At 45.9% G+C, this 24,951-nt stretch carries 26 protein-coding genes; 14 read left to right on the forward strand and 12 right to left on the reverse strand.

From position 1 onward, the window contains the following. Positions 1-59: 59 nt before the first annotated feature. The 4 genes from ACN0QW_RS00090 to ACN0QW_RS00105 form a co-directional block, all read right to left on the reverse strand. Complete coding sequence (locus ACN0QW_RS00090) at positions 60-740, reverse strand: YczE/YyaS/YitT family protein (RefSeq protein ID WP_417427660.1); 681 nt, start codon at positions 738-740, stop codon at positions 60-62. A 55-nt stretch (positions 741-795) separates the two neighbouring features. Beyond that, a complete protein-coding gene (locus ACN0QW_RS00095) occupies positions 796-1,659 on the reverse strand; it encodes a radical SAM protein (RefSeq protein ID WP_417427662.1) in 864 nt (287 codons plus the stop codon). Between the two features lie 121 nt (positions 1,660-1,780). After that, entirely contained in the window at positions 1,781-2,269 is a 489-nt protein-coding gene (locus tag ACN0QW_RS00100) for a PAS domain-containing protein (RefSeq protein WP_417427664.1), read from the reverse strand. Between the two features lie 180 nt (positions 2,270-2,449). Then, entirely contained in the window at positions 2,450-2,938 is a 489-nt protein-coding gene (locus ACN0QW_RS00105) for a PAS domain-containing protein (protein ID WP_417427666.1), read from the reverse strand. 224 nt (positions 2,939-3,162) lie between these two features. Between ACN0QW_RS00105 and ACN0QW_RS00110 the strand changes: the two genes are divergently transcribed. Next, entirely contained in the window at positions 3,163-4,014 is an 852-nt protein-coding gene (locus tag ACN0QW_RS00110; protein WP_417427668.1) for a mechanosensitive ion channel family protein, read from the forward strand. A 41-nt stretch (positions 4,015-4,055) separates the two neighbouring features. Here ACN0QW_RS00110 and ACN0QW_RS00115 read toward each other — a convergent pair whose 3' ends face one another. After that, entirely contained in the window at positions 4,056-4,928 is an 873-nt protein-coding gene (locus ACN0QW_RS00115; RefSeq protein ID WP_417427670.1) for an ion transporter, read from the reverse strand. Between the two features lie 354 nt (positions 4,929-5,282). Here ACN0QW_RS00115 and ACN0QW_RS00120 point away from each other — a divergent pair, with 354 nt between their 5' ends. Then, positions 5,283-6,386 carry a diguanylate cyclase domain-containing protein gene (locus tag ACN0QW_RS00120; protein WP_417427672.1) on the forward strand — a complete coding sequence of 368 codons (1,104 nt, stop codon included), beginning with the start codon at positions 5,283-5,285 and terminating at the stop codon, positions 6,384-6,386. A gap of 122 nt (positions 6,387-6,508) precedes the next feature. On the opposite strand, the gene ACN0QW_RS00125 is transcribed toward ACN0QW_RS00120, so the two are convergent. Together ACN0QW_RS00125 and ACN0QW_RS00130 are read right to left on the reverse strand one after the other, a co-directional pair. Then, a complete protein-coding gene (locus tag ACN0QW_RS00125; RefSeq protein ID WP_417427674.1) occupies positions 6,509-8,452 on the reverse strand; it encodes a methyl-accepting chemotaxis protein in 1,944 nt (647 codons plus the stop codon). A gap of 383 nt (positions 8,453-8,835) precedes the next feature. Further along, positions 8,836-9,756 (reverse strand): LysR substrate-binding domain-containing protein, encoded by a 921-nt coding sequence (locus tag ACN0QW_RS00130; protein ID WP_417427676.1) that lies wholly within the window; start codon positions 9,754-9,756, stop codon positions 8,836-8,838. A gap of 139 nt (positions 9,757-9,895) precedes the next feature. On the opposite strand from ACN0QW_RS00130, the gene ACN0QW_RS00135 reads away from it, so the two are divergent. The 3 genes from ACN0QW_RS00135 to ACN0QW_RS00145 all read left to right on the forward strand — a co-directional run bounded on the left by ACN0QW_RS00135 (position 9,896) and on the right by ACN0QW_RS00145 (position 13,068). Next, positions 9,896-11,029 (forward strand): dimethylsulfoniopropionate demethylase, encoded by a 1,134-nt coding sequence (locus ACN0QW_RS00135; protein ID WP_417427678.1) that lies wholly within the window; start codon positions 9,896-9,898, stop codon positions 11,027-11,029. Positions 11,030-11,183: 154 nt separating this feature from the next. Continuing rightward, positions 11,184-12,176, forward strand: a complete 993-nt coding sequence (locus tag ACN0QW_RS00140; protein ID WP_417427680.1) for an MDR family oxidoreductase — start codon at positions 11,184-11,186, stop codon at positions 12,174-12,176. Further along, positions 12,163-13,068: a GNAT family N-acetyltransferase gene (locus tag ACN0QW_RS00145; RefSeq protein WP_417427682.1), complete on the forward strand. Its 906-nt coding sequence runs from the start codon at positions 12,163-12,165 to the stop codon at positions 13,066-13,068. The genes ACN0QW_RS00140 and ACN0QW_RS00145 overlap by 14 nt, the downstream gene beginning before the upstream one ends. A gap of 122 nt (positions 13,069-13,190) precedes the next feature. Here ACN0QW_RS00145 and ACN0QW_RS00150 read toward each other — a convergent pair whose 3' ends face one another. Beyond that, on the reverse strand, positions 13,191-13,676 hold the full coding sequence (locus ACN0QW_RS00150; RefSeq protein ID WP_299373196.1) for a DUF2946 family protein: 486 nt from the start codon (positions 13,674-13,676) through the stop codon (positions 13,191-13,193). A gap of 209 nt (positions 13,677-13,885) precedes the next feature. Here ACN0QW_RS00150 and ACN0QW_RS00155 point away from each other — a divergent pair, with 209 nt between their 5' ends. The 5 genes from ACN0QW_RS00155 to ACN0QW_RS00175 all read left to right on the forward strand — a co-directional run bounded on the left by ACN0QW_RS00155 (position 13,886) and on the right by ACN0QW_RS00175 (position 17,706). Continuing rightward, complete coding sequence (locus ACN0QW_RS00155; protein WP_417427685.1) at positions 13,886-14,812, forward strand: carbohydrate kinase family protein; 927 nt, start codon at positions 13,886-13,888, stop codon at positions 14,810-14,812. Between the two features lie 40 nt (positions 14,813-14,852). Further along, positions 14,853-15,767, forward strand: a complete 915-nt coding sequence (locus tag ACN0QW_RS00160) for a pseudouridine-5'-phosphate glycosidase (RefSeq protein WP_417428705.1) — start codon at positions 14,853-14,855, stop codon at positions 15,765-15,767. A gap of 122 nt (positions 15,768-15,889) precedes the next feature. Next, positions 15,890-16,555, forward strand: a complete 666-nt coding sequence (locus ACN0QW_RS00165; RefSeq protein WP_417427687.1) for a TetR/AcrR family transcriptional regulator — start codon at positions 15,890-15,892, stop codon at positions 16,553-16,555. Further along, positions 16,548-17,513: an esterase/lipase family protein gene (locus ACN0QW_RS00170; protein ID WP_417427689.1), complete on the forward strand. Its 966-nt coding sequence runs from the start codon at positions 16,548-16,550 to the stop codon at positions 17,511-17,513. Before ACN0QW_RS00165 ends, ACN0QW_RS00170 begins: the two co-directional genes overlap by 8 nt. 1 nt (position 17,514) lies before the next feature. Further along, on the forward strand, positions 17,515-17,706 hold the full coding sequence (locus ACN0QW_RS00175) for a hypothetical protein (RefSeq protein ID WP_417427691.1): 192 nt from the start codon (positions 17,515-17,517) through the stop codon (positions 17,704-17,706). A 45-nt stretch (positions 17,707-17,751) separates the two neighbouring features. Here the strand turns inward: ACN0QW_RS00175 and ACN0QW_RS00180 are convergent, their stop codons facing one another. Beyond that, positions 17,752-19,203, reverse strand: coding sequence for an NAD-dependent succinate-semialdehyde dehydrogenase (locus tag ACN0QW_RS00180; protein ID WP_417427693.1), 1,452 nt, complete (start codon positions 19,201-19,203; stop codon positions 17,752-17,754). Positions 19,204-19,536: 333 nt separating this feature from the next. Here ACN0QW_RS00180 and queC point away from each other — a divergent pair, with 333 nt between their 5' ends. The 4 genes from queC to queF all read left to right on the forward strand — a co-directional run bounded on the left by queC (position 19,537) and on the right by queF (position 21,989). Then, a complete protein-coding gene (gene queC, locus ACN0QW_RS00185; RefSeq protein WP_417427695.1) occupies positions 19,537-20,292 on the forward strand; it encodes a 7-cyano-7-deazaguanine synthase QueC in 756 nt (251 codons plus the stop codon). 3 nt (positions 20,293-20,295) lie between these two features. Continuing rightward, positions 20,296-20,652 carry a 6-carboxytetrahydropterin synthase QueD gene (queD, locus tag ACN0QW_RS00190; RefSeq protein WP_299377306.1) on the forward strand — a complete coding sequence of 119 codons (357 nt, stop codon included), beginning with the start codon at positions 20,296-20,298 and terminating at the stop codon, positions 20,650-20,652. Further along, positions 20,649-21,437, forward strand: a complete 789-nt coding sequence (gene queE, locus ACN0QW_RS00195) for a 7-carboxy-7-deazaguanine synthase QueE (RefSeq protein ID WP_417427698.1) — start codon at positions 20,649-20,651, stop codon at positions 21,435-21,437. Before queD ends, queE begins: the two co-directional genes overlap by 4 nt. An 84-nt stretch (positions 21,438-21,521) precedes the next feature. After that, the gene (gene queF, locus ACN0QW_RS00200) at positions 21,522-21,989 is read left to right on the forward strand and encodes a preQ(1) synthase (RefSeq protein WP_417427700.1); all 468 of its coding nucleotides are present in this window, start codon (positions 21,522-21,524) and stop codon (positions 21,987-21,989) included. Between the two features lie 55 nt (positions 21,990-22,044). On the opposite strand, the gene ACN0QW_RS00205 is transcribed toward queF, so the two are convergent. The 3 genes from ACN0QW_RS00205 to ACN0QW_RS00215 all read right to left on the reverse strand — a co-directional run bounded on the left by ACN0QW_RS00205 (position 22,045) and on the right by ACN0QW_RS00215 (position 24,902). Further along, positions 22,045-22,596, reverse strand: a complete 552-nt coding sequence (locus ACN0QW_RS00205; RefSeq protein WP_299380499.1) for a PAS domain-containing protein — start codon at positions 22,594-22,596, stop codon at positions 22,045-22,047. A gap of 182 nt (positions 22,597-22,778) precedes the next feature. Further along, positions 22,779-23,624 (reverse strand): fumarylacetoacetate hydrolase family protein, encoded by an 846-nt coding sequence (locus ACN0QW_RS00210; RefSeq protein ID WP_417427702.1) that lies wholly within the window; start codon positions 23,622-23,624, stop codon positions 22,779-22,781. Positions 23,625-23,804: 180 nt separating this feature from the next. After that, positions 23,805-24,902, reverse strand: coding sequence for an FAD-binding oxidoreductase (locus ACN0QW_RS00215; protein ID WP_417427704.1), 1,098 nt, complete (start codon positions 24,900-24,902; stop codon positions 23,805-23,807). Between the last annotated feature and the right edge of the window lie 49 nt (positions 24,903-24,951).

Consider the following 24,951-nt stretch of genomic DNA (forward strand, 5'->3'; position numbering starts at 1 on the left):
TGTTTGGTCATTGACTAAGCGCTAATAAAATACGAGGAATGTTTCAGCCTGTTTTCTGCTTAGGTCTCTTTTCCACCAAACAATTTGTTCAGCAAAAACAAGCTAAACGCTACCGACGGTCCTATCAAAACAGCAAACAGCACAGTACCGAGGCCGACAACACCGCCGAGAGACCACCCGATGATTACGGCAGATAGCTCTATACCACTTCTGATCCAGGCAATTGGTAAATTGGTTTGTTGCTGTAGCCCGGTCATCAGGCCATCTCTTGGTCCCGGTCCTAGATTGGCGATCAGGTAAATGCCGCTGCCCAAGCCTGTTACCAGAATACCCAGAATGGTGAGCAAGACCTGGAAGATATAGCCATTGGGTGTGGGGATGTAGGGGAGAACAAATTCCAGAACAAGCGCAATGATAATAGCGTTCAGGATGGTGCCAATGCCCGGCACCTGTTTGAGTGGCCACCACAAAATAAGCACGGTCATGCTGACGATGAAGGTCGATAAACCTATGGTCCAGCCCGTCTGTTGGCTTACACCTTGTGCCAAGACGGTCCAGGGGCTTACGCCTGTTCCTGCTGCGATAAGAAGGGCTTCGCCAAGGCCAAATATTGTCAAGCCAACGATCAACAAGATCATGGTGACAAGGCCGGGCCGCAAATTCAATGGCTTCGGCGAACTCCAAGACAGGGTAGGAACACCCTTGATGGAGAGGAAGGAGAGGCGTGTGAAAATTTTCATAACAGGTCCAGTATCAGAGTGCGCGCATTATGCGTTTTTTATCTTAGATCTCTGATCATAGACTGCGCATAAACGGAGAGCGGCGTAGGTGGGTTTGGTCTTTTGCCGCTGTAATAATTTCCAATAGCTTGTTTTTATCTTTTGGTAAGTTGCCCGCCAGTGGTAAACAATTCGATGCATGGTTAGAACGAAAGATAATCGGCTTTTGCGGGTTCAGAAGTTTGAGCAGTTGTTCTTGTTCCAGAAGAATTGCATCGTCGTCTTGGAACGTAAAACCCTCTTCTTGCTCAGCCATAAACTCATCAACAGTCGCCTCATCAAGGGTGAGTTGCAAGGTTGAGAGATAGGTCGGTGGATGATCGTTGATCAATTGTGCGGTACTTGCGATATGATCTTCCCACCCCGCCTGTCCGGCGAGCCCGAGGATTACCGTGGCGGATACCTTCAACCCAGCCGCATTCGCATTGTCCAGAGCCATACCGTGGGTTTTGTGCGAGGCACCTTTGATCACGCGCTTGAGGACCTGTGTCGAGCCTGATTCTATGCCCATGTATACGAGGCTGAGCTTCATCGCTTTCAATTCGCGTAATTCATCAACAGATTTGTCGATCAGGTTCTTCGGCGTTGCATAGGCTGATACCCTTGTCAGCGCGGGGAATGTTTCGTGGAGCTTGTTTAAGATTGCGCGCAGATTGTCCATTGACAGGGTGAGGGCATCACCATCGGCGAGGAAGACGCGGTTTGCCGTGGGCCACTCTTGCGCAGCGCGGTCGATATCTGCGAAGACCTGATCTAGTGATCTGGCCCGGTATGTTTTTGTCTTATACATAGAACAAAAGGTGCAATAATTTGCAGAGCACCCAAGCGTCGCTTGTATGATCAGGTTGTTCCCTTCACTCGGAGGGCGATAGAGCGGCATATCGTAATAGATGGTTCTTCCTCCTGTTGGGGGACCGTATATGATTTATGCGTCAGTTTTAAATAATGCAATAGACTTTAACGGTAAGGATTATGGTCGCAATTTATGGAACGTCTAGTTGCTATCTCACCATCTTTTGTTGAATGCTGTACAGCATTACAATATTCACCTGTTTCCCGTCTGACGACAGGGGAACAAAAATTGTTTCATCCCTCTCCATAACACCGTTTGAATTTGGGATATTTGAATCGTCGTAGGCTATGCCTTTTTCATTGATGACGTGGCCGTAATTTCCCCACGCGTCTTCCCAGGAATTTGCATGAAAGTTATCTTTCACAGCCTCACCTGTCGGATCTTTCCCCCTCACTGCAACTTCGTTTGTTCCGACGAGGCGATAGGTGAGCTCTTTGGTTTCACTGTTGACGTCTACCAATGTAATGCCGGGTAAAAAGCGAACCATTTCGATTGGGTCAAAATTGCTCCGAGAAGGGACGGCACCATTTTTACACTTTGATTTCCACATTAGGTAAAATGCAGCAATTCTGTTGTCGCACTGATCTAGAAAGCTCTCTTCAAAAACCCGGGCATTAAATTTCATAGGTTTTGTCATGAAGGACTCTTTCGGAAGTGACGCGAATGTGACGTGATGTAGAGTGGAATTAAAGGTAAGCCGAAGTATGTGATAGTCTATATTTAACTAAACCTAAACCGTTTTGTAAGAGGGGAACATTTTGGTCGAGCTCTATTTGCATCCTTCGTTATTTTTTGTGATGACCTTCAATCGGATAATTTACTCCGAAGGTTCTCTTTGTATGCTGTAAAGCATAACAATATTTACGTGTTCTCCGTCAGAGGATAGTGGCAGAAATATCGTTTCATCACCGACGATGATGCCGTTTGAATTTGGTATGTCCAAATCATCAAAAACGATGCCTTGGTTATTGATGGCATGGTTATAATTTTGCCAGGTGTCTTCCCAAGTTGTTGCGTGGAAGTGTTCTTTCACACTATCGCCTGTGGGATCTTTCCCGCGAACAGTGACTTCGTTTGTCCCGACCAAGCGATAAGTTAAATTTTGGGTTTCTTTATCAACATCAACCAACGTAATGCCGGGCAAGAAACGGACCATATCGATTGGATCAAAGTCGCTTCGAGAAGGGATGCGGTCATCTTTACACTTTGATTTCCACATTTGATAAAAGGCAGCTATTCTATCGTCACATCTCTGCAGAAAACTCTCGTCAAAACCCCGGTTATAAAATTTTTTAGGTTTTGTCATTAAAAGTTGCCTTCAAATGTGAAACTCAAGAAAAACGTGTGTGCGGTGTGGCCCTCATAGCAGGAGTGTGATGCAAATAGGTTAAAATTTGTATTCAAAAAAGCCAAACAATTTTTGAGGAATGCTGATTAACTGTTGATGCTTTGCTGACTTCACGCTTTGATATACGTAAGGAATTTTTAGACCGTAATATCTTGAAACGAGGTAATGTTGGGTGATTGATAATGATTGATGAAGAGCTCAAAACAGCTGAAGCCCTGATTGATAAAGGGATTGAATTCGGGGTTGCCTATGGATTTCAGATCATCGGGGCCATCATTGTTCTAATTATCGGTTTGAAAATAGCGGGCTGGATTGGCGGTAAGGTTACCGGGTTGTGCCTGCGTAAAGAGTTTGATCAGACGCTGTCTGGCTTTGTCGGTAACATCGTCAAAGTTGTTTTGATCGTCTTTGTTATCATCATTACTCTTGGTAATTTCGGGATCAGTACAGCTCCGTTGATCGCACTGGCAGGGGCTGGTGCCTTTGGTGCGACCTTGGCAATACAGGGGCCTCTTTCCAATTATGGCGCAGGACTTTCTATTATTCTGACACGGCCCTTTACCATTGGCGATACTATTATTGTTAAGGGGGGCAGTGGGGTCGTGCACGAGGTCAAGTTGGCCTATACCCAATTAATTGGTGAAGACAAGGAACTGATTACGATCCCGAACAAGCGTATTGTTGGTGAAGTTATCACCAACTCACACAGCAACCGAATTGTCGAAACCCGTATCCCTTTGGCCGGATCAGTAGATGCAGACCGGGCCATTGATGTTTTACGAAGGGTTTTGGAGGGGGATGATCTGGTCCCGAATGAACCCCGTGCCCAGATTGGGGTGCACGATTTTACCTATGGCGGTATTGTTATCGGGTTGCGGTACTGGGTGCCTAGCCAGCGTTATTATCAAGAACGCTATCGTGTGAACACGGCTTTGTTGAGCGCCCTTAAGAGGGAGGAGATAGAGCTGCTGTCCGGCGGTGGTGCTGCCATTGCTTTGAACGATACTTCTGCCGATCTGGAAGAGATGTCGTAAGAGGGCTGCGTTTCTATTGGTCAGAAGTTTTTTGCGATCACTTAATCTTTGCGAGAGGACTGTTCTTCAGAATCTGATAATCGGTCGATCTTACTTTCCAGACTCTCAAAACGGTTGATCAGGGTGAGAAGGTCTTCGTGGGTGATGTTTGCCATCTCGGTGATCTTTTCATCTGTTTCATCGTGTGAAGTTTGCATGGCATCCACGATAATACCGATAAAGAGGTTCAGTACCGCAAAACTTGTGATGATGATAAAAGGAATGAAGAAAATCCATGAATGGGGAAAAATTTCCATCGTCGGGCGGACAATTCCCATGGACCAGCTTTCGAGTGTCATGATTTGAAACAGAGTATAGGCAGAGGACGATATCGTGCCAAACCATTCCTGCATATTCGGGTCAGGGTGTTGGCCAAATAGCTTTGTGGTCAGGACTGCGGCAACGTAAAAGACGATGGAAAGCACGCCGACCACTGAAAGCATACCGGGAACGGAGGCAACGATTGCGCCAATGACCCGACGCATTTGAGGGACCACAGAAATTAGTCGCAGTACACGTAGAATACGCAAGGCCCGTAACACCGCAAAAGCGCCGCTGGCAGGAACCCAGGCGATAGTCACGATCAGCAGATCAAAAATGTTCCAGCCGGATTTAAAGAAGTTTAGCCGGAACGCAAAAAATTTGAGTGTAAGCTCTAGAGAAAAGGCAATCAGGATAGCTTTATCGACCCAATAGAGAAGTTCGGTTTGCGGAAGCGTTAGGCTAGAATTTGTTTCCAATCCCAAAGTCACTGCATTAATCAAAATGAGTGAGGTAATTGCCCAGGTAAAGGTGTTGCCTTCTAAAAATGCGCGTAATTTTGTGTTTGATAGGCTTGGCGTATCAGCCTTTGTTTGGGGGGTGTTCTGCGTCATTTTGTCCAAAGTCATCGGATGCGGTGCTTACCTGTTGCTGTGCGGCGATCGTTTGAGTTCATTACTTAACGCAGGAAATCATTAGGTCAAGAGGTGGCTGGATGAAAAGCGGTAATGCTGCTGAGGCTGATAAAGCGATCGACCTGAATTATTTTGCCCACAGTATAAAGTTAAATTTTTAAGCAGATGTATGCTTTTTTAACCAAAGTGTGTTAGGAAAAAGCGCAACAAGAAAAATAACACTATATTTACATTTGTTTGAAATCATCGTTTTATAAGAAATATCACTCCACCATAGATTAAAAGATCTGTTCGATCCGTTGGTGCAAAAGGGTAGTGGGGGTAGTTTCGGTAATGTTGGCGTTCGGTAACCCCGAAGAGAAGCCCGGGGAAGAATTTGGCGCAAAACTTGGAATTGGAGAATTTATTTTAGGTCGGGGGACCGGTAACCAAAGCTTTGTTCTGCGCACGCTTGTGCCACGCTTTGTTGCCACAATCTGTTCGACTGAAAATGATGACTCCTGTGGGCACAAAGCCCGATTTTCTGATGTGATCTGGTGGGATGCGGAGCCTTCCGCCAAAGAGGTTGATGACCTGCTTACAAGGGCTTTGTCCTCTGTTCAAAAAATTGAAAAACATCAAGAAAACCAAATTAAACAAAAGATCAGCGATGCTTTGCTTCTGGCCGAAGAACACTTTGACATCGAACGTCATAATTTCCGTGATATCGGCGAGCGCCTTGAGGCGCAAGCGGAAGAGCTGGCAATTATCGCCGAAGAACAGCAGCTGAATATTGAAAAGAGAGTCGAAGCTGAAAAGGCTCTACGTTTGTCTGAAGAGCGGCTGCAGATTCAGGTCTCTGAATTGATCGATAGTGAAGAGCGGATGGCAGCGCAGGCTCAGGAAATGGTTTGGCTTGCCGAGGATTTACAAGCTGCAGAACAGAAAATGAAATTTCTGGCTAATCATGATGCGTTAACTTTATTACCCAGCCGCCGCCTTTGCTTGAAATATCTCAAGGATATCCTTGCCGAAGAAAGAACAGAGGGCGAGAAAACGGCGGTTTTCTTTATTGATCTTGATGGCTTCAAGGCCATTAATGATACGCTAGGGCACGAGGCTGGAGACGCTATTCTGGTCGGCGTAGCGGATCGTATTCGCGATCTATTGGCACCAGAAGATATGGCTGCACGTATTGGCGGTGATGAATTTATTATACTGTTAAAAGAAGTCACTAGCCGAGATTCGGTAAAGTTATTGGCCGAAACCTTGATTGAACAGGTGAATGTTCCTTTTTCTCTTGATGGCGAAGAAGCCCGTGTGGGGGCTTCAGTCGGTATTGCCTTCTCTCTTGATGATGGCACTACAGCAGAGCAGTTGTTGAATTGTGCAGACAAATCGATGTATGCGATCAAGAAAAAAGGTAAAAATAATTTTGGATTTTTCTCTGACCTTTGAGGGTGATCCTTGCTGTTTTATGAGGCAACGTAAATCAGAGCACAAATTGGTAAACGAACGAAACAGGCCCTGCTTTTGTTGAGCAGGGCCTGTTTGATTGGAGCGATTGTGAGAAGAGGGGATTAACTATCTCGTACTGTGGTTAAGAAGCTCTGTACTTCAGTACGTAGGTTCTCGGCCATGGATTGCATCTCACGAGAAGATTGCAACAGGTTGTTGGCTTCGGCACTGACTTGGGACGATGCCTTTGTCACAACTTCTACGTTGCTGGATACTTCTTGCGTACCCGCAGCTGCTTTTTGCACTGAGTTTGAAATCTCTTGTGTGGCAGCACCCTGTTCTTCAATCGCAGCGGCAATTGCATTAGCAAACTCGTTCATGCGTTCGATTGTTGAACTGATGTTGGTGATCTCTTGCACAGATTGGCTACTTGCGCCTTGAATGCCGTCGACCTGCGTTTGGATATCGCCTGTCGCTTGATCGGTCTGGTTCGCAAGCGTTTTCACTTCGGATGCAACAACGGCAAAGCCTTTGCCTGCATCTCCTGCTCTTGCCGCCTCAATTGTAGCGTTAAGTGCCAACAGGTTGGTTTGGCCGGCAACATCGGAAATCAGCTTCACGACTTCGCCAATACGCTGGGCTGCACCTGCAAGTTCGGTTACGGTTCCATTGGTTCTGTTAACACCATCAACAGCTTCCCCCGTGACTTGAATTGATTGGGTAACCTGAACGCCAATCTCGCGGATGGCCGCAGAAAGCTCTTCGGTTGCAGCTGCAACAGTTTGTACGTTCTGACTGGTTTGAATAGCGGCATTGGACACCGCTTGTGTTCTGGCGTTAGATTCTTCTGCGCTTGCAGTTAGTTGACTGGCGACATCCTGAGTGTTTGTTGATGCCTGTACGACAGCTTCAACAATAGACAGGACGGATTTCTCAAATGAATCAGCCATTTTATTTAACGTTTCCCGGCGGTCACGTGCATGTCGTTCTGTTGATTCCTCGTTTTCTTTTGCCAATCGTCGCATCTCAATCGCGTTGGTTTTGAAGACATCAACGGCAGCCGCCATAGAGCCGATTTCATCGTTTTTATCACTACCAGGAATTTCGACGTCCAAATTTCCACTAGCAAGGTTCGTCATTGCATCTGTCATACCTAGAACAGGCTTGGAAACCCAAAGACGTACAAGAATACCAAGAAGACCCATAATGGCGATCACGGCGACAATTGCTGTTATGATGGCTGTTATGCGGAAATTTGTAAGAGCTTGGAAAGCTGCATCCCGATCAATTGCCAGTCCTAGATACCAGTTGACGGTTGGTAGTCCATCAACCTTGAAGAAGGCAAACATGGTGTCGCCACTGCTTTCTGTGAAGTCAGTTGTTTCGGCACTTACCGTAGGTGTATCTTCCGGGAAAGCTTCTGCAATAGGTTTTAAGGTCCATTCTTTATCCGGGTGTATCAAGATGGTTCCTTGATCATTGACCAGAAAAGCATACCCGATACCACCAAGATCTACGGAACGAACAAGATCACCCAGAACTGTGATTTCAATGTCGCCGCCTGCGACCCCAACAACGTTGCTGCCGTCGATAACAGGGGTGGTGACTGTGACAATCAAATTACCTGTAGAAGCATCTTCATATGGTTCTGTTAGCGTGCTTGATTTTGCGTTAACAGCATCTTTATACCAAGGCCGCTCACGAGGATCATATCCTTCGGGCAAGGGGTCGTTCGGGTACATGGTCATTGTACCATCTTTGCTACCAAAATAGGTAAACATGAAAGTATCGTTCAGTACCTTTCGATCAACAAAGGTATTGATATTTTCAGAGGCAGGATTTGAAAGAATATTTTGTCCCACATTTTCAATAAGGGCTTGGCGTCCACCAATCCAGTTTGAAATCCCCGCTGTGGCTAAGCCACCGGTTTCATTGACATTGGATTTCAAGGATGTGCGAATTTCACTATTCTGATTGAAGTCAAAATACAAAATAAAAGCAGAGAAGGTAACAACAACAATCAGGGCTGCTGCTGCTAAAATTCTACTTCCAATGTTAAAGGACATAGCTCCAGTCTCCTCATGACCAATATTTTCGATCGTCTATCGGTAACTGAAAGCTATTATTTCTTGAATGTATAAAAAAAGTGATAAAATTTTGTAATTAAATCGAAGTTATATTTTTTTGATGAAGAGTAAAGATTGAGGTGGGTTTCGATAATTACTGAGGTTAATTTTTATTTTATTTCTGATGTTTAAGCTGGTTTTGGTATTTACTATTCCTTGTTTGTTATGACTGCGCAAAGATACCAGTTGGAAACGGGTAAATTCATTGTTTTATAAAAAAGTAGTGTTGTTCTTGCCGTTGTTTTCGCGAAAAAGCCCTTTGCAACCAGATCATTCATATCTTTGTTGTGAATTTTTATTAACTATTTGAGGAAATATCGGACTTAGACAATTGGAAAAGAGCAAGCGTTCTGACGGGTCTCTTCAGTGGTCAGGATATGATTTATTATCCTGCCAGCATCACTGTTAAAGAAAATTTTAGGGGCAACAAGCCAATATCCTCTCTCTGATGTCAGAGATTTTGTATGGAGTGGAACAAGGGCGCCACCTTCAATTAAGTCCTGAATAATCTGTGTCCAACCCAGAACAATTCCTTGTCCCTGAAGTGCTTGGTGTATGGCTAGGCCGTGATTTGTAACGGCGATACTATCCGAAGGTAATTTTACATTTGGGGCAAACTCTTTTTGCCAGTCCGACCAATCAAACCACCTTCTTTCAGTATCTTCCAGATGAATAAGGGGGGCGGCCGTTAGTATTTTTTCTGGTGAATAGGGCGCCAGCTGTTCGGCCAAAAGGGGTGCCGTGACGGGTAGCACGTCTTCAGATATTAATTTTTCACATTCATATCCTGGCCAATTGCCCGTTCCGAATAAAATAGCGCAATTGACTTGGTTCCAATTGATATCGCGCTCCTTGTCTATGGTTGTGATTTTTATCGACAGATTTTTTGTTTGTTCTCGACAGTCATGCAAGCGAGGAAAGGCCCAGTAAGCGGCGATGCCGGGATACGTTGCGAGATTAAGTGTCCTTCTGTTACTTCTGTCGCGGAGATTACGACTAATTTCAGCAATTCGTCCCAAAGCCTGAGAAATTTCCTGATAATAGTCATCAGCTTCGGTGGTTGCGGAAATCAATGACCCTTTTTTGATAAAGAGCTTGATGCCCAAGTCTTGTTCTAAAAGCCGAATTTGATGGCTGATCGCGGGTTGTCCGACATTAAGTGTTTCTGCTGCCCGCGTGTAACTTCGAAGACGGTAACAGGCTTCAAAAGCTCTCAAAGCTTTAAGAGGGGGGAGGTCACGCATTTTATTATCGAAATAATTGATGATGGTATGAATCTTATATGCCTTCACAGGTTCGGGCGCATCTGTTTTCTTTCTGGGTAAGAAAATACGCCTTGAAATTTTTTGAGTGTTTTGGATTTCGTATTAGGAATTAAATATTATGACTTCTATACCTGTGCTTTCGCCATTACCGACGCTTTCACCGACAACACGTGTGCGGCGGACCCCGTTTTCCGATCGTGTCGAGGCCTGTGGAGTAACGGCCTATACGGTGTATAATCATATGTTGTTAGCAACAGTTTTCCGCAGTGTTGAAGAAGATTACAGACATCTTTGCGAAGCTGTACAGGTTTGGGATGTGAGTTGTGAACGACAGGTCGAGATCAAAGGTCCTGACGCGGCTTGTCTAACACAATTGATGACTTGTCGTGATTTGTCGAAAGCGAAATATGGTCAGTGTTTTTACGCTCCCCTCGTCGATGAAGACGGCGGAATGGTTAATGATCCAATTATTTTAAAATTGGCGGAAGACAGATTCTGGTTATCCATTGCTGATAGCGATGTCATGCTCTGGGCAAAAGGACTTGCCCGGGGGTACAATCTGGACGTGAAGGTGTTTGAACCGGACGTATATCCCTTAGCAGTTCAGGGACCCAAAGCTGAAGAAGTGATGGCAGAGGTTTTTGGTAATAAGGTTCGTGACATCAGGTTTTTCCGCTTTGAAAAAATGGCGTTTGAGGGCCATGACATGGTGGTTGCGCGTTCAGGCTGGTCAAAACAAGGTGGTTTTGAGATCTATATAGACCGTCAAGAGCTTGCACTTCAGCTCTGGGATCAAATCTGGGCAGCAGGACAGGCATTCGATATTCGTGCAGGCTGTCCAAACGCTATCGAGCGGGTGGAAGGCAGCCTATTGTCTTATGGTAACGATATGACGATGGGAACATCCCCCTTTGAGTGCGGGTTAGAGAAATATGTAAATCTTGAAGCAGATATTGATTTTGTCGCCAGAGACGCTTTGCAAAAAGAAAAAGATCAAGGTTTGCAAAGGAAGGTATGTCATTTGTTGTTTTCTGAGAACCTTAATACAGGCGTTTTTGAAAGCTGGTCCGTGTTCGATAAGGCAGAGCAACAAATTGGTAAACTGACATCAGGGTGTGATTCCATCAGACACGGTGCTTTTCTTGCAATTGCAACGATTGCCAAGGAATACTGGCAAAATAATGAAACGGTTTTTGTGCAGACCCCGTTCGGTTCTCGCGAAGCCCGAATTGCTTCTTTTCCGATGGAATAGGGGGCTCGTCTTTCGCAGGCCTTGTAAAAATTCTCTCTTTCAGTTGTTTACAGGGCACAGTACTCTTTCGTGGTTCAATTATGTTCACGGATCCGGCCGTAAGTTCGGCGTGCAAACAGACCAACTGGCCACAGTAGATTATTAAGGAATGATTATGTTCAAAGCTCTTGTTGTTGATAAGTCCGAAGAAGGGGTTGTTAGTTCCGAAATTAAAGAGCTGGAAAATAGTAGCTTGCCGACCGAGGGGAATGTAACGGTGGCAGTAGAGTATTCCACTTTGAACTATAAAGATGGCCTTTGTATTACAGGTAACGGTGGTTTGGTGCGTAACTACCCCCATATTCCGGGAATAGATTTTGCTGGGACCGTCGAGCAATCGGACGATACGCGTTATAAAGCGGGGGACAAAGTTGTTCTGACCGGGTGGCGTGTTGGTGAAGCCTGGTGGGGCGGCTATGCACAAAAAGCGCGGGTGAAGGCTGATTGGTTGGTGCCATTACCTGATGGTTTGAGCACAAAACAGGCAATGGCCGTTGGAACGGCTGGGTTTACGGCAATGTTGGCTGTTATGGCCCTTGAAGATCATGGTCTGAAACCCGATCAGGGAGAGGTTCTTGTCACGGGGGCAGCGGGTGGTGTTGGTTCTGTCGCCACCTCTATTCTAGCTAATCTTGGCTATGGTGTTGCTGGGGTTACCGGACGTCCAGATACTGCAGATTATCTCAAAGAACTTGGCGCAAGCCGGATTGTGGCCCGGGAAGAATTGAACGAAACAGTGAAGCGTCCGCTTGAAAGCGAAACATGGGCAGGGTGTATTGATGCCGTTGGCGGGGCAATGCTCGCCCGTGTTCTCGGCCAGATGAAATATGGTGCTTCGGTCTCTGCTGTTGGCCTTGCCGGTGGGGCGGCGTTACCAGCAACCGTTATTCCCTTCCTGCTTCGTGGAGTGAATCTTTTGGGCATCGATTCAGTTATGCAGCCCTTTGAAAATCGTCAACGAGCCTGGCAGAGAGTTGTCTCGGATCTACCCATGGGGAAATTGGAAAAGATGGTGCAGCATGCGACCTTGAATGATTTGCCTGATTTGGGGGCTGCGATTTTAAAAGGGGCTGTTCAAGGACGTGTCGTTGTCGATGTTAATGGATAAAACCAAAGCGTTTTCACCCAAAGCGTTTTCATTTGAGGTTTTAACTCTTGATGATGTTCCCGCAATTTTGGATTTAATTGAAAGCCTTGGCTGGACGCATGTAGTGAAAGACCTTGAGGTCATGCTTCAGGTGGGTGTTTTTTTGGGGGCCAAAGATGAGCGAAGGAAGATAATCGCCACTGGTGCTCTTTTCCCATACGGTACTGAATTGGCGTCGATCGGGATGATCATGGTGCATCCGGAAAATCAGAAACAAGGCTATGGACGGGCAGTGATGGATGCCCTGCATGATCACGAAATTGCAAAAGGACGGACACTGTGTTTGATCGCCACTGAAGCGGGCGAGCCACTTTATAAAAAGTGCGGATATGAAGTTGCCGGACGGATACGAAAGTTTTTTGGTTCTCCGGAACAGTTTCTAAAAAAGAGTTCGTTGCCAGATTTTCCTCTAAATCAGCGTCGGGTTTCGCTAAGGGCGATGTATGCAAATGACCTTGAGAATGTTATCGACATGGATGCAAAGGCACTGGGGGCAAATAGACGTAGTTTGTTCGATCTAAGGTATTCTCAGTCTGATTATGCAGTCATTGCCGAGAACAAGCAGGGCGAGGTGGTTGGGTTTGTACTTGCCGTCCCTCAACGGGGACAGCACCATTTGGGGCCAATGGTTGCGCCTGATAGTAAAACAGCCTTGGCAATGATTAGATATATTGCTGAACGGTCCGATAAAGAGCTACGCATTGACGTTCCTGAAGATCAACAAGCCTTGCATGGGCAGTTACCTTCATTAGGGTTTCGTTTGATTGCTAATCCTCCGGCAATGATCCGTAATAATACCTTTCCAGGATGTCGTAAGCACTATTGGTCGATTATGAGCCAAGCCTATGCCTAAGCGATTCTTAATATAGCAGCCTTAAAAGGGTTTATGGATGACGTTGTTTTGCGGAGGTGCTTAGCGGAGGTGCTTAAAGGAGGGGAACACAAAAAAAAGCCAAAGACTGCGAAACGTTAAGTTTACACAGTCTTTGACCTTATTAGGACTTCAGTATGTAATTTAAATATATTCTGTTTCGGTGGGGCTCTGGTCGGTGGACGTGGCGCTGGTCGATCATGAGGGATGTCTGATAGCTCGAACCGATTATCCGCTATAGCAAAACTGGTTTGGTATAGAACGGGATCACTGACAGGTAGAGGAGCAAGGGTTACCGAAGCCAATGAACAAGCCGGACAAGAAATATCCAGCGTACTTTCAATTGGTTCACCATCGTTTGCAGAGTTTAAGGAAAGAACTCTGAGCCCACTTGGTGTGCAGATAACAAAAACATCTTCTGAATTGATATCCAGGTCCTGCGGTGGGTTTGCCCAACTCTGTTCCAGCGGGATGAGAATTTGTAAGCATAGAGACAGTATTGCTGTGAACGCAAAAAAACGACGACGGTACGAAAGGCGGGGTGAGATGCCGCTCTTTCTTTTTGTCGCTTTTTTTGTGTTGTTTAGCACAAGAGCCTCTTTAAGAATGCTTACGTGACAGTTATGAAAATGAACTGGCCAAATATATGACAGTCATTTTCAGCTTCCATCATAAGGAATATCAGACGCCTGACATTGATATTGATCAAAGGAGAGAACATTTTCTGGTATTGTAAGATTGTTTCTGGGTAAAACGGCAACCTGAACAGCCCTAAAGCTTTTTCTCGTGAGTTAATTTGTTGAAAACTAAAATCAAATCAGTGCTTTGTATTGGTGCGGCACATTGGGATGTGCGATCTCAGTGTCACACATCGGTTCAACAAGGCACGTCTAACCCCGTTACTGTTTCCCGATATCCCGGCGGGGTTGCACATAATGTTGCGATGAATCTTAACAGACTGGGCATTGATTCCGGATTGCTCAGCTATTGGGGACAGGATGTGGCTGGCGATGCGCTTGAACAGAAATTTAGCACTGATGGGTTGGATGTATTGTCACTGCCGAGATCGACAAATTTTTCGACGGCAACCTATACAGCTGTTTTGGAGCCAGATGGTGAGTTGGCATTTGGTCTGGCAGATATGGAAATTTATGACCATGTCAGACCCGAGATGTTTAAAAATATGAAAGAGCGTTTGTCTGAGTATCCTATCTGGTTTGTTGATACTAACATGCCTGTTGATGTCCTGCTTGCATTATCTGATCAGCGCGTTCCGGAACAATTCCTCGCGGCTGATGCGGTATCAGTTGCCAAGGCTCGAAAGCTTGAGCGAATCATCAATCGCCTTGATATCTTGTTTTGCAATGTCGATGAGGCAAGCGTTCTGACCGAAAAGGAAATCAAGACTGAAACTGATATTGTGACATCAGGTTTTGAATTGACGTCGAGAGGAGCCAAGTTCGTTGTGATTTCAGCTGGTTTACACGGTGCCTATTTCTTTGAGAAGGAGAATTATAAGCACTTCCCAGCAAGAAAAGTCGATGTCGTGGATGTTACAGGGGCGGGTGATTCATTAATCGCAGGTACTCTTAGCGGAATTTCCATGGGCTATACCCCTGAAGTTGCCTTGAAGAGAGGTCTCGATGCAGCGAGAATTACGCTCAAAGATCAGGGCGCGACATCTGAGAACTTGCGAGATCTCTCTATGGACGTTATTGGCTCTTGAACTCTAAAAATAAGTTATTGGTAAAAGTATGAATCCGAAATTGGAAAAACACCTTAATATTGCCCCTGAAGTTGCGAATGCCCTTGCAGAGGAAAAAGCCGTTGTTGCTTTGGAATCCACAATTATCGCGCACGGCATGCCCTATCCAAAAAATGTGGAAACGGCCCGTGAAGTCGAAGATTTGATTCGAGATCAGGGCGCCGTACCGGCAACGATCGCTGTGCTTGATGGTGTTATCCGGATTGGCCTGGATGAAGCCGCGTTGGAAAAACTAGGTAAAGCCGAGAATGTTGCGAAACTATCACGCAGGGATCTGCCCTTGATCGTAGCTCAAAAAGGTGACGGAGCCACAACTGTGGCGGCAACGATGATTTGTGCGGCAATGGCGGGGATTTTTGTTTTTGCCACGGGGGGCATCGGTGGTGTTCACCGGGGGGCAGAAAACGACTTTGATATTTCTGCGGACTTGGAAGAATTGGCAAAAACGCCTGTCGCTGTTGTTTGTGCCGGGGCAAAATCTATTCTGGATTTGCCAAAAACGCTCGAATTCCTAGAAACTAGAGGTGTTCCTGTTGTTGGTTACCAAACAAATCAATTTCCAGCCTTTTATTGTCGTGATTCCGGTCTGGATGCACCCTTAACGGCAGATACCGCGACTGAAATTGCTGGTATGCTGGCGGTGCAACATGACCTTGGGTATCAAGGGGGCGCCGTGATCGCCAATCCAATTCCCGAAAGCCATGCCATGGAAAGGTCTGAAATGGATAGCGTTATTGCATCTGCTTTGAATAGTGCCACCAAAGACGGGATTTTTGGTAAGGCGATTACGCCCTATCTTCTTGGCAAAATCGTTGAATTGACCAAAGGGCGTAGCTTGGAATCCAATATCGCACTTGTAAAAAATAATGCGGTGCTGGCGGCAAATATTGCTAAAGATTTAAGTCGGTTAAACTGACCATTCCCTAGAATAATATAACGCCACTTGTCTTAAATTGATCTGTGGCGTTATTTTTTTTTTGAATTCTGAACAGTGTTCATTATTGTATGTATAGTTTTAAAAACAAAAAGGCTTACCAGATGGCACGTCGTGTTGATCACAGTCCGGATGAATTGAAAAAAATGATTCTTGATGCTGCTGAGGTGTTGGTTGTGACTGGCGGACTATCGGAACTTTCAGCTAGAAAGATTGCGCAAAAAATCGGTTATGCGCCCGGTACGCTCTATAATGTTTATGCAAACATTGATGCGCTTATTCTTACGTTGAATGGTAGAACACTGGAACATTTATATGACAATCTGTCTAGGCTGCCGATGAATGAGATAGAGGATCTTGGTGCTGTTAACGAAAATATAGAGAAGCTTCTGGTTGGGTATCTGGCGTTTATTGACGATAACAGGAACCTGTGGCGCCTTCTTTTTGATCATGTTCCGGCAAGTGATGAGACATTGCCTGAATGGTATGACCAAAAGGTTTCGATGTTGTTGAACATTGTTGATGAGGCGTTGCGTCCGATTTTACCGGGGATAACGTCTGAAGAGCAAAGAGAAATATCTGCAACACTATGGGCTAGCCTGCATGGGATCATATCGCTTGCCGATAAAAAGAAACTGGGCGTGGTCATAAGTCAGTCTTCACACAAAGTGTGTAGCTTACTGATAACAACTTTCTTAAATGGCCTTAAAGATCACGAGGACTTTTCAGGCAATATTCCAAAAACCATCGGAGGTAAGTCCGATGATTGACAGTATTGAAAAATACCTGCGTCAGGGAATGGAATTCGCGACAGAAAACCTACGGTCGAATGAAGGCATACCGATTAATATTCAGTTGCCAACTTTGGGGGGAAAGCAGTTCTGGCGGGATGAATTCATCTATGCCAGTTGGCGCATACAGTTCAATCTTTACAGCGGTCATTTCCGTTTGTTGGACCCTGATGATAAGCGGCAGGCGTGGGGTACCTTTGAAGATTGTTTCTCTGTCTTTGAGCACTATAAAGTTCAAAAACAAATTATACCGCCTGTTCATCCTGATACTGAAGGCGTTCATTTGCTGGTGATGGTTCATGGCATCACCCGTTCAGGAGATACTTTTCAAAAGATGAAGCGTGTTTTTACGGATCAAGGATATGAAGTCGCCGCGATTACCTACCCTTCTACCAAGGCATTTATTCACGAACATGCTGATCAACTGGCGCGCATCTTATCCCGTCGTAATGATATTAAAGCGGTCTCGTTTGTTACTCATTCCATGGGGGGCTTGGTTGTCAGGCAGCTTTTGGCAAATCTGACATACTGGAAAGCACGTATAAACATTGACCGTTTGTTAATGATTGCTCCGCCAAATCAGGGCTCTGCCATTGCGGTATGGGCCAAACAGTTGGCGTTTTATAAAATCATCTACGGAAAATCGGGACAGGAACTGGTACCTGATTCTGTACAGAAAATACCTATGCCTGAATGTGAGACTGCGATAATCGCCGGGGGAAAGTCAGATGGCGAAGGGTACAATCCGTTTCTACCTGGCGATGATGATGGCGTGGTTTCAGTCGCAGAGGCCAGACTTCATGGGTGCGATCAAGTACTGGTTTTGCCCGGGCTTCATTCATCGTTATGTAATCGTAATGCCGTCGTCGATGCAGCTCTGCGATATTTCAAATCAGGAAAGCTAATTGGCTCAACACTAGAGAATGGAGTTCTTTAATATGACAATCGCTATTCTTCTTTGGTTGATATTTCTGTTTCGTCGCAGTTCGTTCCAAAATCAGCCTGAACTTCGACAGTGGCGTATGATGAAAGACAGGGCTTTGGACAAGCTGTTGACCTTGCCTGTAATGGCCAAGTGTTACGGGACGATCAATTATTTGTTTTTCACGAAGAGTCGAAAAATCAAATAAAAAGGAGCCCGAGAGCCCCTTTTTATCGATTGTAGCTGATAAATATTAAATACCGCCCATACAGAGGTATTTGATTTCAAGGAAGTCTTCCATACCGTATTTGGACCCTTCACGGCCGACACCGCTTTCCTTGACGCCACCAAAGGGGGCAACTTCGTTTGAAATAATGCCTTCGTTAATGCCGACGATACCGTATTCTAGGGCGCGAGAGACACGCCATACCCGCCCGATATCTCGGCTGTAAAAATAAGCGGCAAGACCGAAAGGCGTATCGTTTGCCATTTGAACGGCTTCATCTTCGGTTTTGAATTTATAGAGAGGCGCAACTGGTCCGAAGATTTCTTCGCTGAAAATACGCATGTCATCGGTTACGCCAGTGATGACTGTCGGCTCAAAGAAGGTGCCTCCGAGATCATGCGGGTTTCCGCCGATTTCAGTCTTTGCGCCTTTGCTGATGGCATCCTCGATAAGTTCGCTGACTTTGTTTGATGCCGCTGCATTGATCAGTGGTCCTTGTTGTGCACCATTTTCTGTACCAGGGGCAACTTTGAGCGCAGCAGTCTTTTCAATTAGCTTTTGCGTAAAAGCTTCATAGATACCTTCTTGTACCAGTATACGGTTTGAACAGACACATGTTTGTCCTGCATTGCGGAATTTACTCATCATCGCACCCTCGACAGCAGCATCCAGATCTGCGTCGTCGAAAACGATGAAAGGTGCATTGCCGCCGAGTTCCATAGAAGTCTTTTTGACCGTATCAGCACATTGTTTCATGAGAAGTTTGCCGACAGGTGTCGAACCCGTAAAGGTGAGTTTCCTGACTGCTTTACTTTCGGTCAACGCTTTGCCAATTTGCTGGGGAATGCCGGAAACAATGTTCATGACCCCTTTGGGGACGCCTGCACGTTCGGCGAGTTCCGCCAGCGCGAATGCACTCAAAGGCGTGTCTTCAGCAGGTTTGATGACAACGGTACAGCCCGCAGCAATTGCCGGTGCACACTTGCGGGTGATCATGGCAATTGGAAAGTTCCATGGGGTAATGGCGGCGACAACACCGATTGGTTCTTTTGTCACCACAAGCCGTCTGCCGGGGAGATGTTCTGGGATTGTATCGCCATAGATGCGTTTACATTCTTCGGCAAACCATTCAACAAAGCTTGCGCCATAAGCCACTTCGCCCATGGCTTCGGTCAGTGGTTTTCCCTGTTCAAGTGTCATCAATAGAGCAAGGTCGCTCTGATTTTCCATAATGAGTTCAAACCATTTACGCATGATTTGTGATCGCTCTTTGGCGGTTTTGTCTTTCCAAGGGCCAAAGGCTTCTTCGGCGGCTTGAATGGCGCGCAGAGTTTCTGTTTCACCCATCTTGGGGACCGAGGCCAGAACATCACCATTTGCGGGGTTTGTAACAGCAAAGGTTTCGCCACTGTCAGCATCAGCCCATACACCATTGATGTAGCATTTATCTCGTAACAAAGTGGGATCTTTAAGTTCCATACTGGCCTCGAGGATTTAGAAGGGAATTAGATAAACAAGAAAGCATCATAACCATAGCCATTAGTGGAGGACAACGACCCAGTATGAAATTTTGCTTAGTGCCACAAAACGGAATTGAGACGGTTTGCGCTTGGATAGGATTCTTCGCAGCTTGTCTTTCATATTTTTAATGTTACGGGTGTGTTATTAGGGCGCTTTTAAAGAAAAATGGTGCTTTTGATGCACTCGCATAGGTGATCTTCGATTCAGGAATTGCTCCTGCCCTTTGCTTTTTTCTTCTTCTGGGGTATATCGGGGTGCGCGATTTAAATCGAAACTGGAGCCATCCGCGCAATGTCAGGCTCCCCGGTCGCAGCCTACCCGGTAGAAAAACAAGGATTGGAACGAATGAAAACACTCGTCATCTGTTCAGGTGGCTTGGACTCGGTTACGCTTGCGCACAAGGTTGCTGCGGAGGCTGAGTTAACACGCCTGATATCTTTCGACTACGGTCAACGTCACAAGAAAGAACTCGATTATGCCCGCCGCTGTGCAGAACGTCTTGGTGTTCCGCACAACGTTATTGATATCGCCAATGTTGGGGCCTTGCTGTCTGGCTCTGCCCTTACGGACGATGTTGATGTGCCTGACGGGCATTATGAAGAAGAAAGCATGAAGGTTACGGTTGTGCCGAACCGCAATGCTATTATGTTGGCAATTGCCTTTGGTGCTGCGGCTGCTGAGAATGCAGACGCTGTTGCCGCTGCGGTGCATGGGGGAGATCACTTTATCTATCCCGACTGCCGCCCTGCTTTCATTGATTCTTTCGAAGAAATGCAGCGCCATGCGCTGGATGGCTACGCGGCTGTAAAACTTTACACTCCTTTTGTTCATCTTCCCAAAAGTGACATTGCCGCAGAAGGCAACCGTCTGAAGGTTCCTTTTGAGGATACATGGTCATGTTATAAGGGCTATGAACATCATTGTGGTCGTTGCGGCACCTGTGTGGAACGTCGCGAAGCCTTTCATGTTGCCAAGGTGAATGATCCGACAATTTATCAAGACCCTGACTATTGGCTTGAAGCAGTTGAAAAAGCCAAGGGAGTTTGATGGATGTACCGCATATCAAAACAATTTACCTTTTCAGCATCCCATCAGCTGATGGGGGTTCCCGAAGGGCACCCCTGTTCACGGTTGCACGGTCATAACTATATCGTTGAAATTGAACTCTCAGGCGAGACGTTGAATTCGGCGGGGTTTGTTCGTGATTATCTCGAATTGAGCGACTTAAAACAATATATTGATGATGTCTTGGATCATCGGCATCTCAATGAAGTCCTTGGTGATGATAATGTTACAGCCGAGCGTCTGGCCAAGCACTTGTTTGATTGGTCACTTGAACGCTGGTTAGAAGTCACAGCTCTTCGGGTGAGTGAGACGCCCAAGACCTGGGCTGAGTACAGACCATGATTACCGAAACATCAAACGACAACACATCGAGCATGAAAGTGTTTTCCGATGGGCCCCCTAATGCACGGACAATTCGCGTCAGTGAAATTTTTGGCCCAACCATACAGGGTGAAGGTGCTTTAACAGGCCTGCCCACCGTGTTTGTACGGATGGGTGGCTGTGATTATCGTTGTAGTTGGTGTGATACACTCTATGCCGTGGATTCAAGTTTTCGCGATCAGTGGAAGCCAATGTCTCCGACTGCGATTATGTCGGAAGTTGCGTCACTATCTGGTGGCAAGCCGTTGCTTGTCTCTTTGTCTGGTGGCAATCCGGCTATTCAGCCGCTCGGTGCTTTGATTGATTTGGGGCATGAACAAGGCTATCGCTTCGCTTTGGAAACACAGGGCAGCGTGGTCAAAGACTGGTTTTCAAAGCTGGATAATTTGACGCTAAGTCCGAAGCCGCCGTCGTCTGAAATGGAAACCGATTGGGATCTGTTAGCGAGCTGTGTGGCTGCTGCTGGATCTGATACAGAAACCATTATGAAAGTGGTGGTTTTTGGTGATCGCGACTATGCCTATGCCAAAGAAGTGCACCGACGGTTCCCGAGGTTAAGAATGTATCTACAACCTGGGAACCATACGCCGGGAACCGTGAAAGAAACAGAACCTACAATCGATATGTTGGGTGTTATGGATCGGATGCGGTGGCTCATAGACAAGGTGGTTGAGGACGAGTGGTACGACGCGACTGTTCTGCCGCAACTGCATGTTTTGATATGGGGTAATGAACGCGGCGTTTAATCTCGTCGAGATCTTATTAATAATATGAATTTGGCCACCCATACAAAAAAGGTGGCTGCTCTTAACATTGGAGCTTGAAAAGAAATGACAGAAGAAAGCATCTATTCAAATCTCACTCAACTGGGTGGGGACAGTAAGTTGCCAGATAACCCGGAAAACGCCGTGATGGAACGTGTTGCCAATCCGCAAAAGGGATCAGGCTACGTTGTGCGCTTTACGGCACCTGAGTTTACATCCCTGTGTCCTATTACGGGACAGCCGGACTTTGCACACCTAATGATCGACTATGTACCCGGTGATTGGTTGGTGGAAAGTAAATCGCTCAAGCTTTTCCTGGGATCCTTCCGGAATCACGGTGCTTTCCATGAAGACTGTACTGTTTCCATTGGCAAACGTATTGAAGAGCTTTTGGAACCAAAGTGGTTGCGTATCGGCGGTTATTGGTATCCGCGTGGGGGTATTCCGATTGATGTTTTCTATCAATCAGGCCCGGCGCCAGAAGGCATTTGGATTCCGGATCAGGGGGTTCCCCCTTATCGTGGGCGCGGGTAAACGAAGTTTTATTCGTATCTATAGGCTCTGTACTATTTGTACAGAGCCTTTTTTATTATGATATTAATTGATTATTTTGAGTAAGTGAAGAAAACAGAGGCGAGTTGCTCCATTCTCTATAAGGCCATGTTTTTGACGCGCTAAATTGAGCCGTTTGATCTGCCAAAAGTGAACAATTGACGATATGTTCCCGGCAACACAGTAGCATGTTAATTTTTTCTCCATCGCTTGAAAGAGGCCAAATACAACACATGAAGGGCTGTTTTTTTTCTCCGGTTTTGAAGCAACTGGTATAAGCTAGGGGTTCTTTTGTTTTTAATACCTCTTGGTACGCGATACGCATTTTTCGTAGAGATCCAGCCTCTGGAAACTCTTCAAGATTACGATTGGTATATGAGCCACCAATGCGTTCTTGAATGTTACTGCCGAGTAAACGGATTTTGTATACAGGGCTTTGGCAGCTTTCTGGTTGATCAACGTCAATCAGAGAAACATCACCAAGGGCATAATGGAAATCAATAGGGTCTAAATCGTCTCTAGCAGGAAAGGGGCGACGCTTTTTTTTCTCACTCCAATAGTTATGGAGTTTTTTCAAAGTTGCTATCAATACTGGATCCTGTTTTGTTGGCTCTATTTCCTGCCGCGCCTAGACATGTTCATATATTTTTTATGGTTAGTGCGTGTACTTATACAATTTAACGTAAAACTGAAACACAAAATCTCAATTAACACTCTTTTCTTGTGTGTAGGAAACCACGTGATATGGGAAAGATGTTTTTATGACGAGGTTTAAGCTAATATAGTGCGTTGTTTTTGTGTCCCAAGTCCCTCTATACCAAGTTCCATGGTCATGCCTGGTTTAAGGAAAAGCGGGGCTGGCTTTATCCCCATGCCTACGCCAGAGGGTGTTCCTGTCAAAATAACATCGCCGGGTAGAAGCGTCATGAAATGGCTGAGATGAGAAATTGTTTCCGGGATGCGATGGACAAGATTGCTTGTAGAGCTGTTTTGATGACGTGTGCCATCAACTTCTAGCCAAATTGGGAGTTGGTGTGGATCACCAATTTCATCTGGCGTGACCAGCCATGGGCCAAGAGGGCAAAAGGTGTCATGGCTTTTACCCTTTACCCATTGTCCGGATCGATGCATTTGAAAATCGCGCTCTGACACATCGTTGGCGAGGCAATAGCCAGCGATATGATCCATTGCTTGATCAATTTCGATGTATTTTGCTTTTTTACCGATGATGACGCCAAGTTCGACTTCCCAGTCTGTCTTTCCAGACCCCCTAGGGATTTCAACATTGTCATAGGGGCCGGAAATTGAAGAGCTTGCTTTCATAAAAATACGTGGCTCTGGCGTTGGTTTTGCTCCGACTTCCTTGGCATGGTCATGATAGTTCAAGCCAATACAAATGACTTTCCCCACGTTGGCAACACAAGGGCCTATTCGTGGTGTGCCCTCTACTAAAGGCAGAGAGTTGCTATCCAGTTCCTGTATTTTTGAAATAGCTTGGGAGTTAAGATTTTTACCATTTATATCATCAATGATTCCGGAAAGATCACGGATGTTACCTTGTAGGTCCAATAAGCCCGGTTTTTCCTGATCAATAGGGCCGTAACGCAGTAATTTCATGATCTCTATCCCTGTTTTCTATTAATTGATGACTACAATAGCGTCAGAAATTTAAAGAGACGACAGGAAAATTTGGGAAAAATTGTGAATGTTGATCACAAAAGGAGTTTGTTGACTTACATCTTTGTTGTGCAGAGGTGGTCTTGTTTGGGATCACCTCTGCACAAACCGTGTGCTTAGTTAGAAGTCGATAACGACATCTCCCAATGGGTTCGAGCAACACGCAAGAACGTAACCGTCGTCGATCTGTTCTTGTGTAATACCACCGTTGTGCATCATGTGAACTTCACCAGAGACTTTCTTGACTTTGCAGGTCCCGCAAACACCAAACTGACAAGCGCTTGGAATGTGAAGTCCTGTTTTCTTGGCCGCGGTCAGGATGGTATCGGACTCTTGAACCCGAGTATCTTTTTTAGATCTTTGGAAGCTGACAGATGATTTTGCATCGTCGTCAATAATAACGTCATCATGATCAGGACGGTCTTCTTCATCGGTGATTGGTGCCTCAAAGCTCTCTTCATGGTATTGATCCATGTTGAAGCCAGCTGTGTTGAGAATATCACGGACGGCCTGCATAAAAGGGCCTGGTCCGCAGCAAAAAATTTCTCGGTCCTGATAATCAGGGGAAATCAATTCCAGCATCAATTGATTGAGGCGTCCGGTATATCCGGTCCAGGCTCCGTATGGATCAGGCTCTTCACAGGCATATGCAACCTTGATGTCACTGACGCGCGCGCTCATACTTTCCAGCTCACGCCGTGCAATAATGTCTGAAGGCGTCCGGGCGCAGTGAATAAAATGTACGTCTGTATGGGTGCCTTGGTCAAAAAGCCAGCGAGTCATAGACAGGGTAGGGGTAATACCTGCGCCCCCGGAAATAAACAGGTATTTATCAGCCAGATGGTTATGCAGGGTAAAGAGACCAGCAGGACCATGGGCCTTGATTTTGTCGCCTTCTTTCAAATTATCATGTAGCCATTGAGAGGCATAGCCGTCTTTGTTTGCTTTGACCGTAATGGATATTGACAGGGGACGCGAAGGACTGGAAGACAGGGTGTAAGTCCGTAGAACAGGCTTGCCGTCAATTTCCAGCTCGATGGTGATGAATTGTCCCGGCAGGTAGCGGAACCAGCTGTTGTCCGTGGTTTGAAAGCAAAAGGTTTTGACGTCATGGGTATCTTGAAGAATCATCACGCACTCTAGCATTTGCGAGTGGCTATCCCACGGCGTCGTTGTGTTCAAATCTCTGATAGCCTGCTTAACAGCCATGTCAGCCATTTTAGATTTCCCCAATTATAGTTGCCCTTAATGGGCTTTATTGATTCTC

Source organism: Kiloniella sp., assembly GCF_048259265.1.
In the GTDB taxonomy this organism is placed as follows: Bacteria; Pseudomonadota; Alphaproteobacteria; order Kiloniellales; family Kiloniellaceae; genus Kiloniella.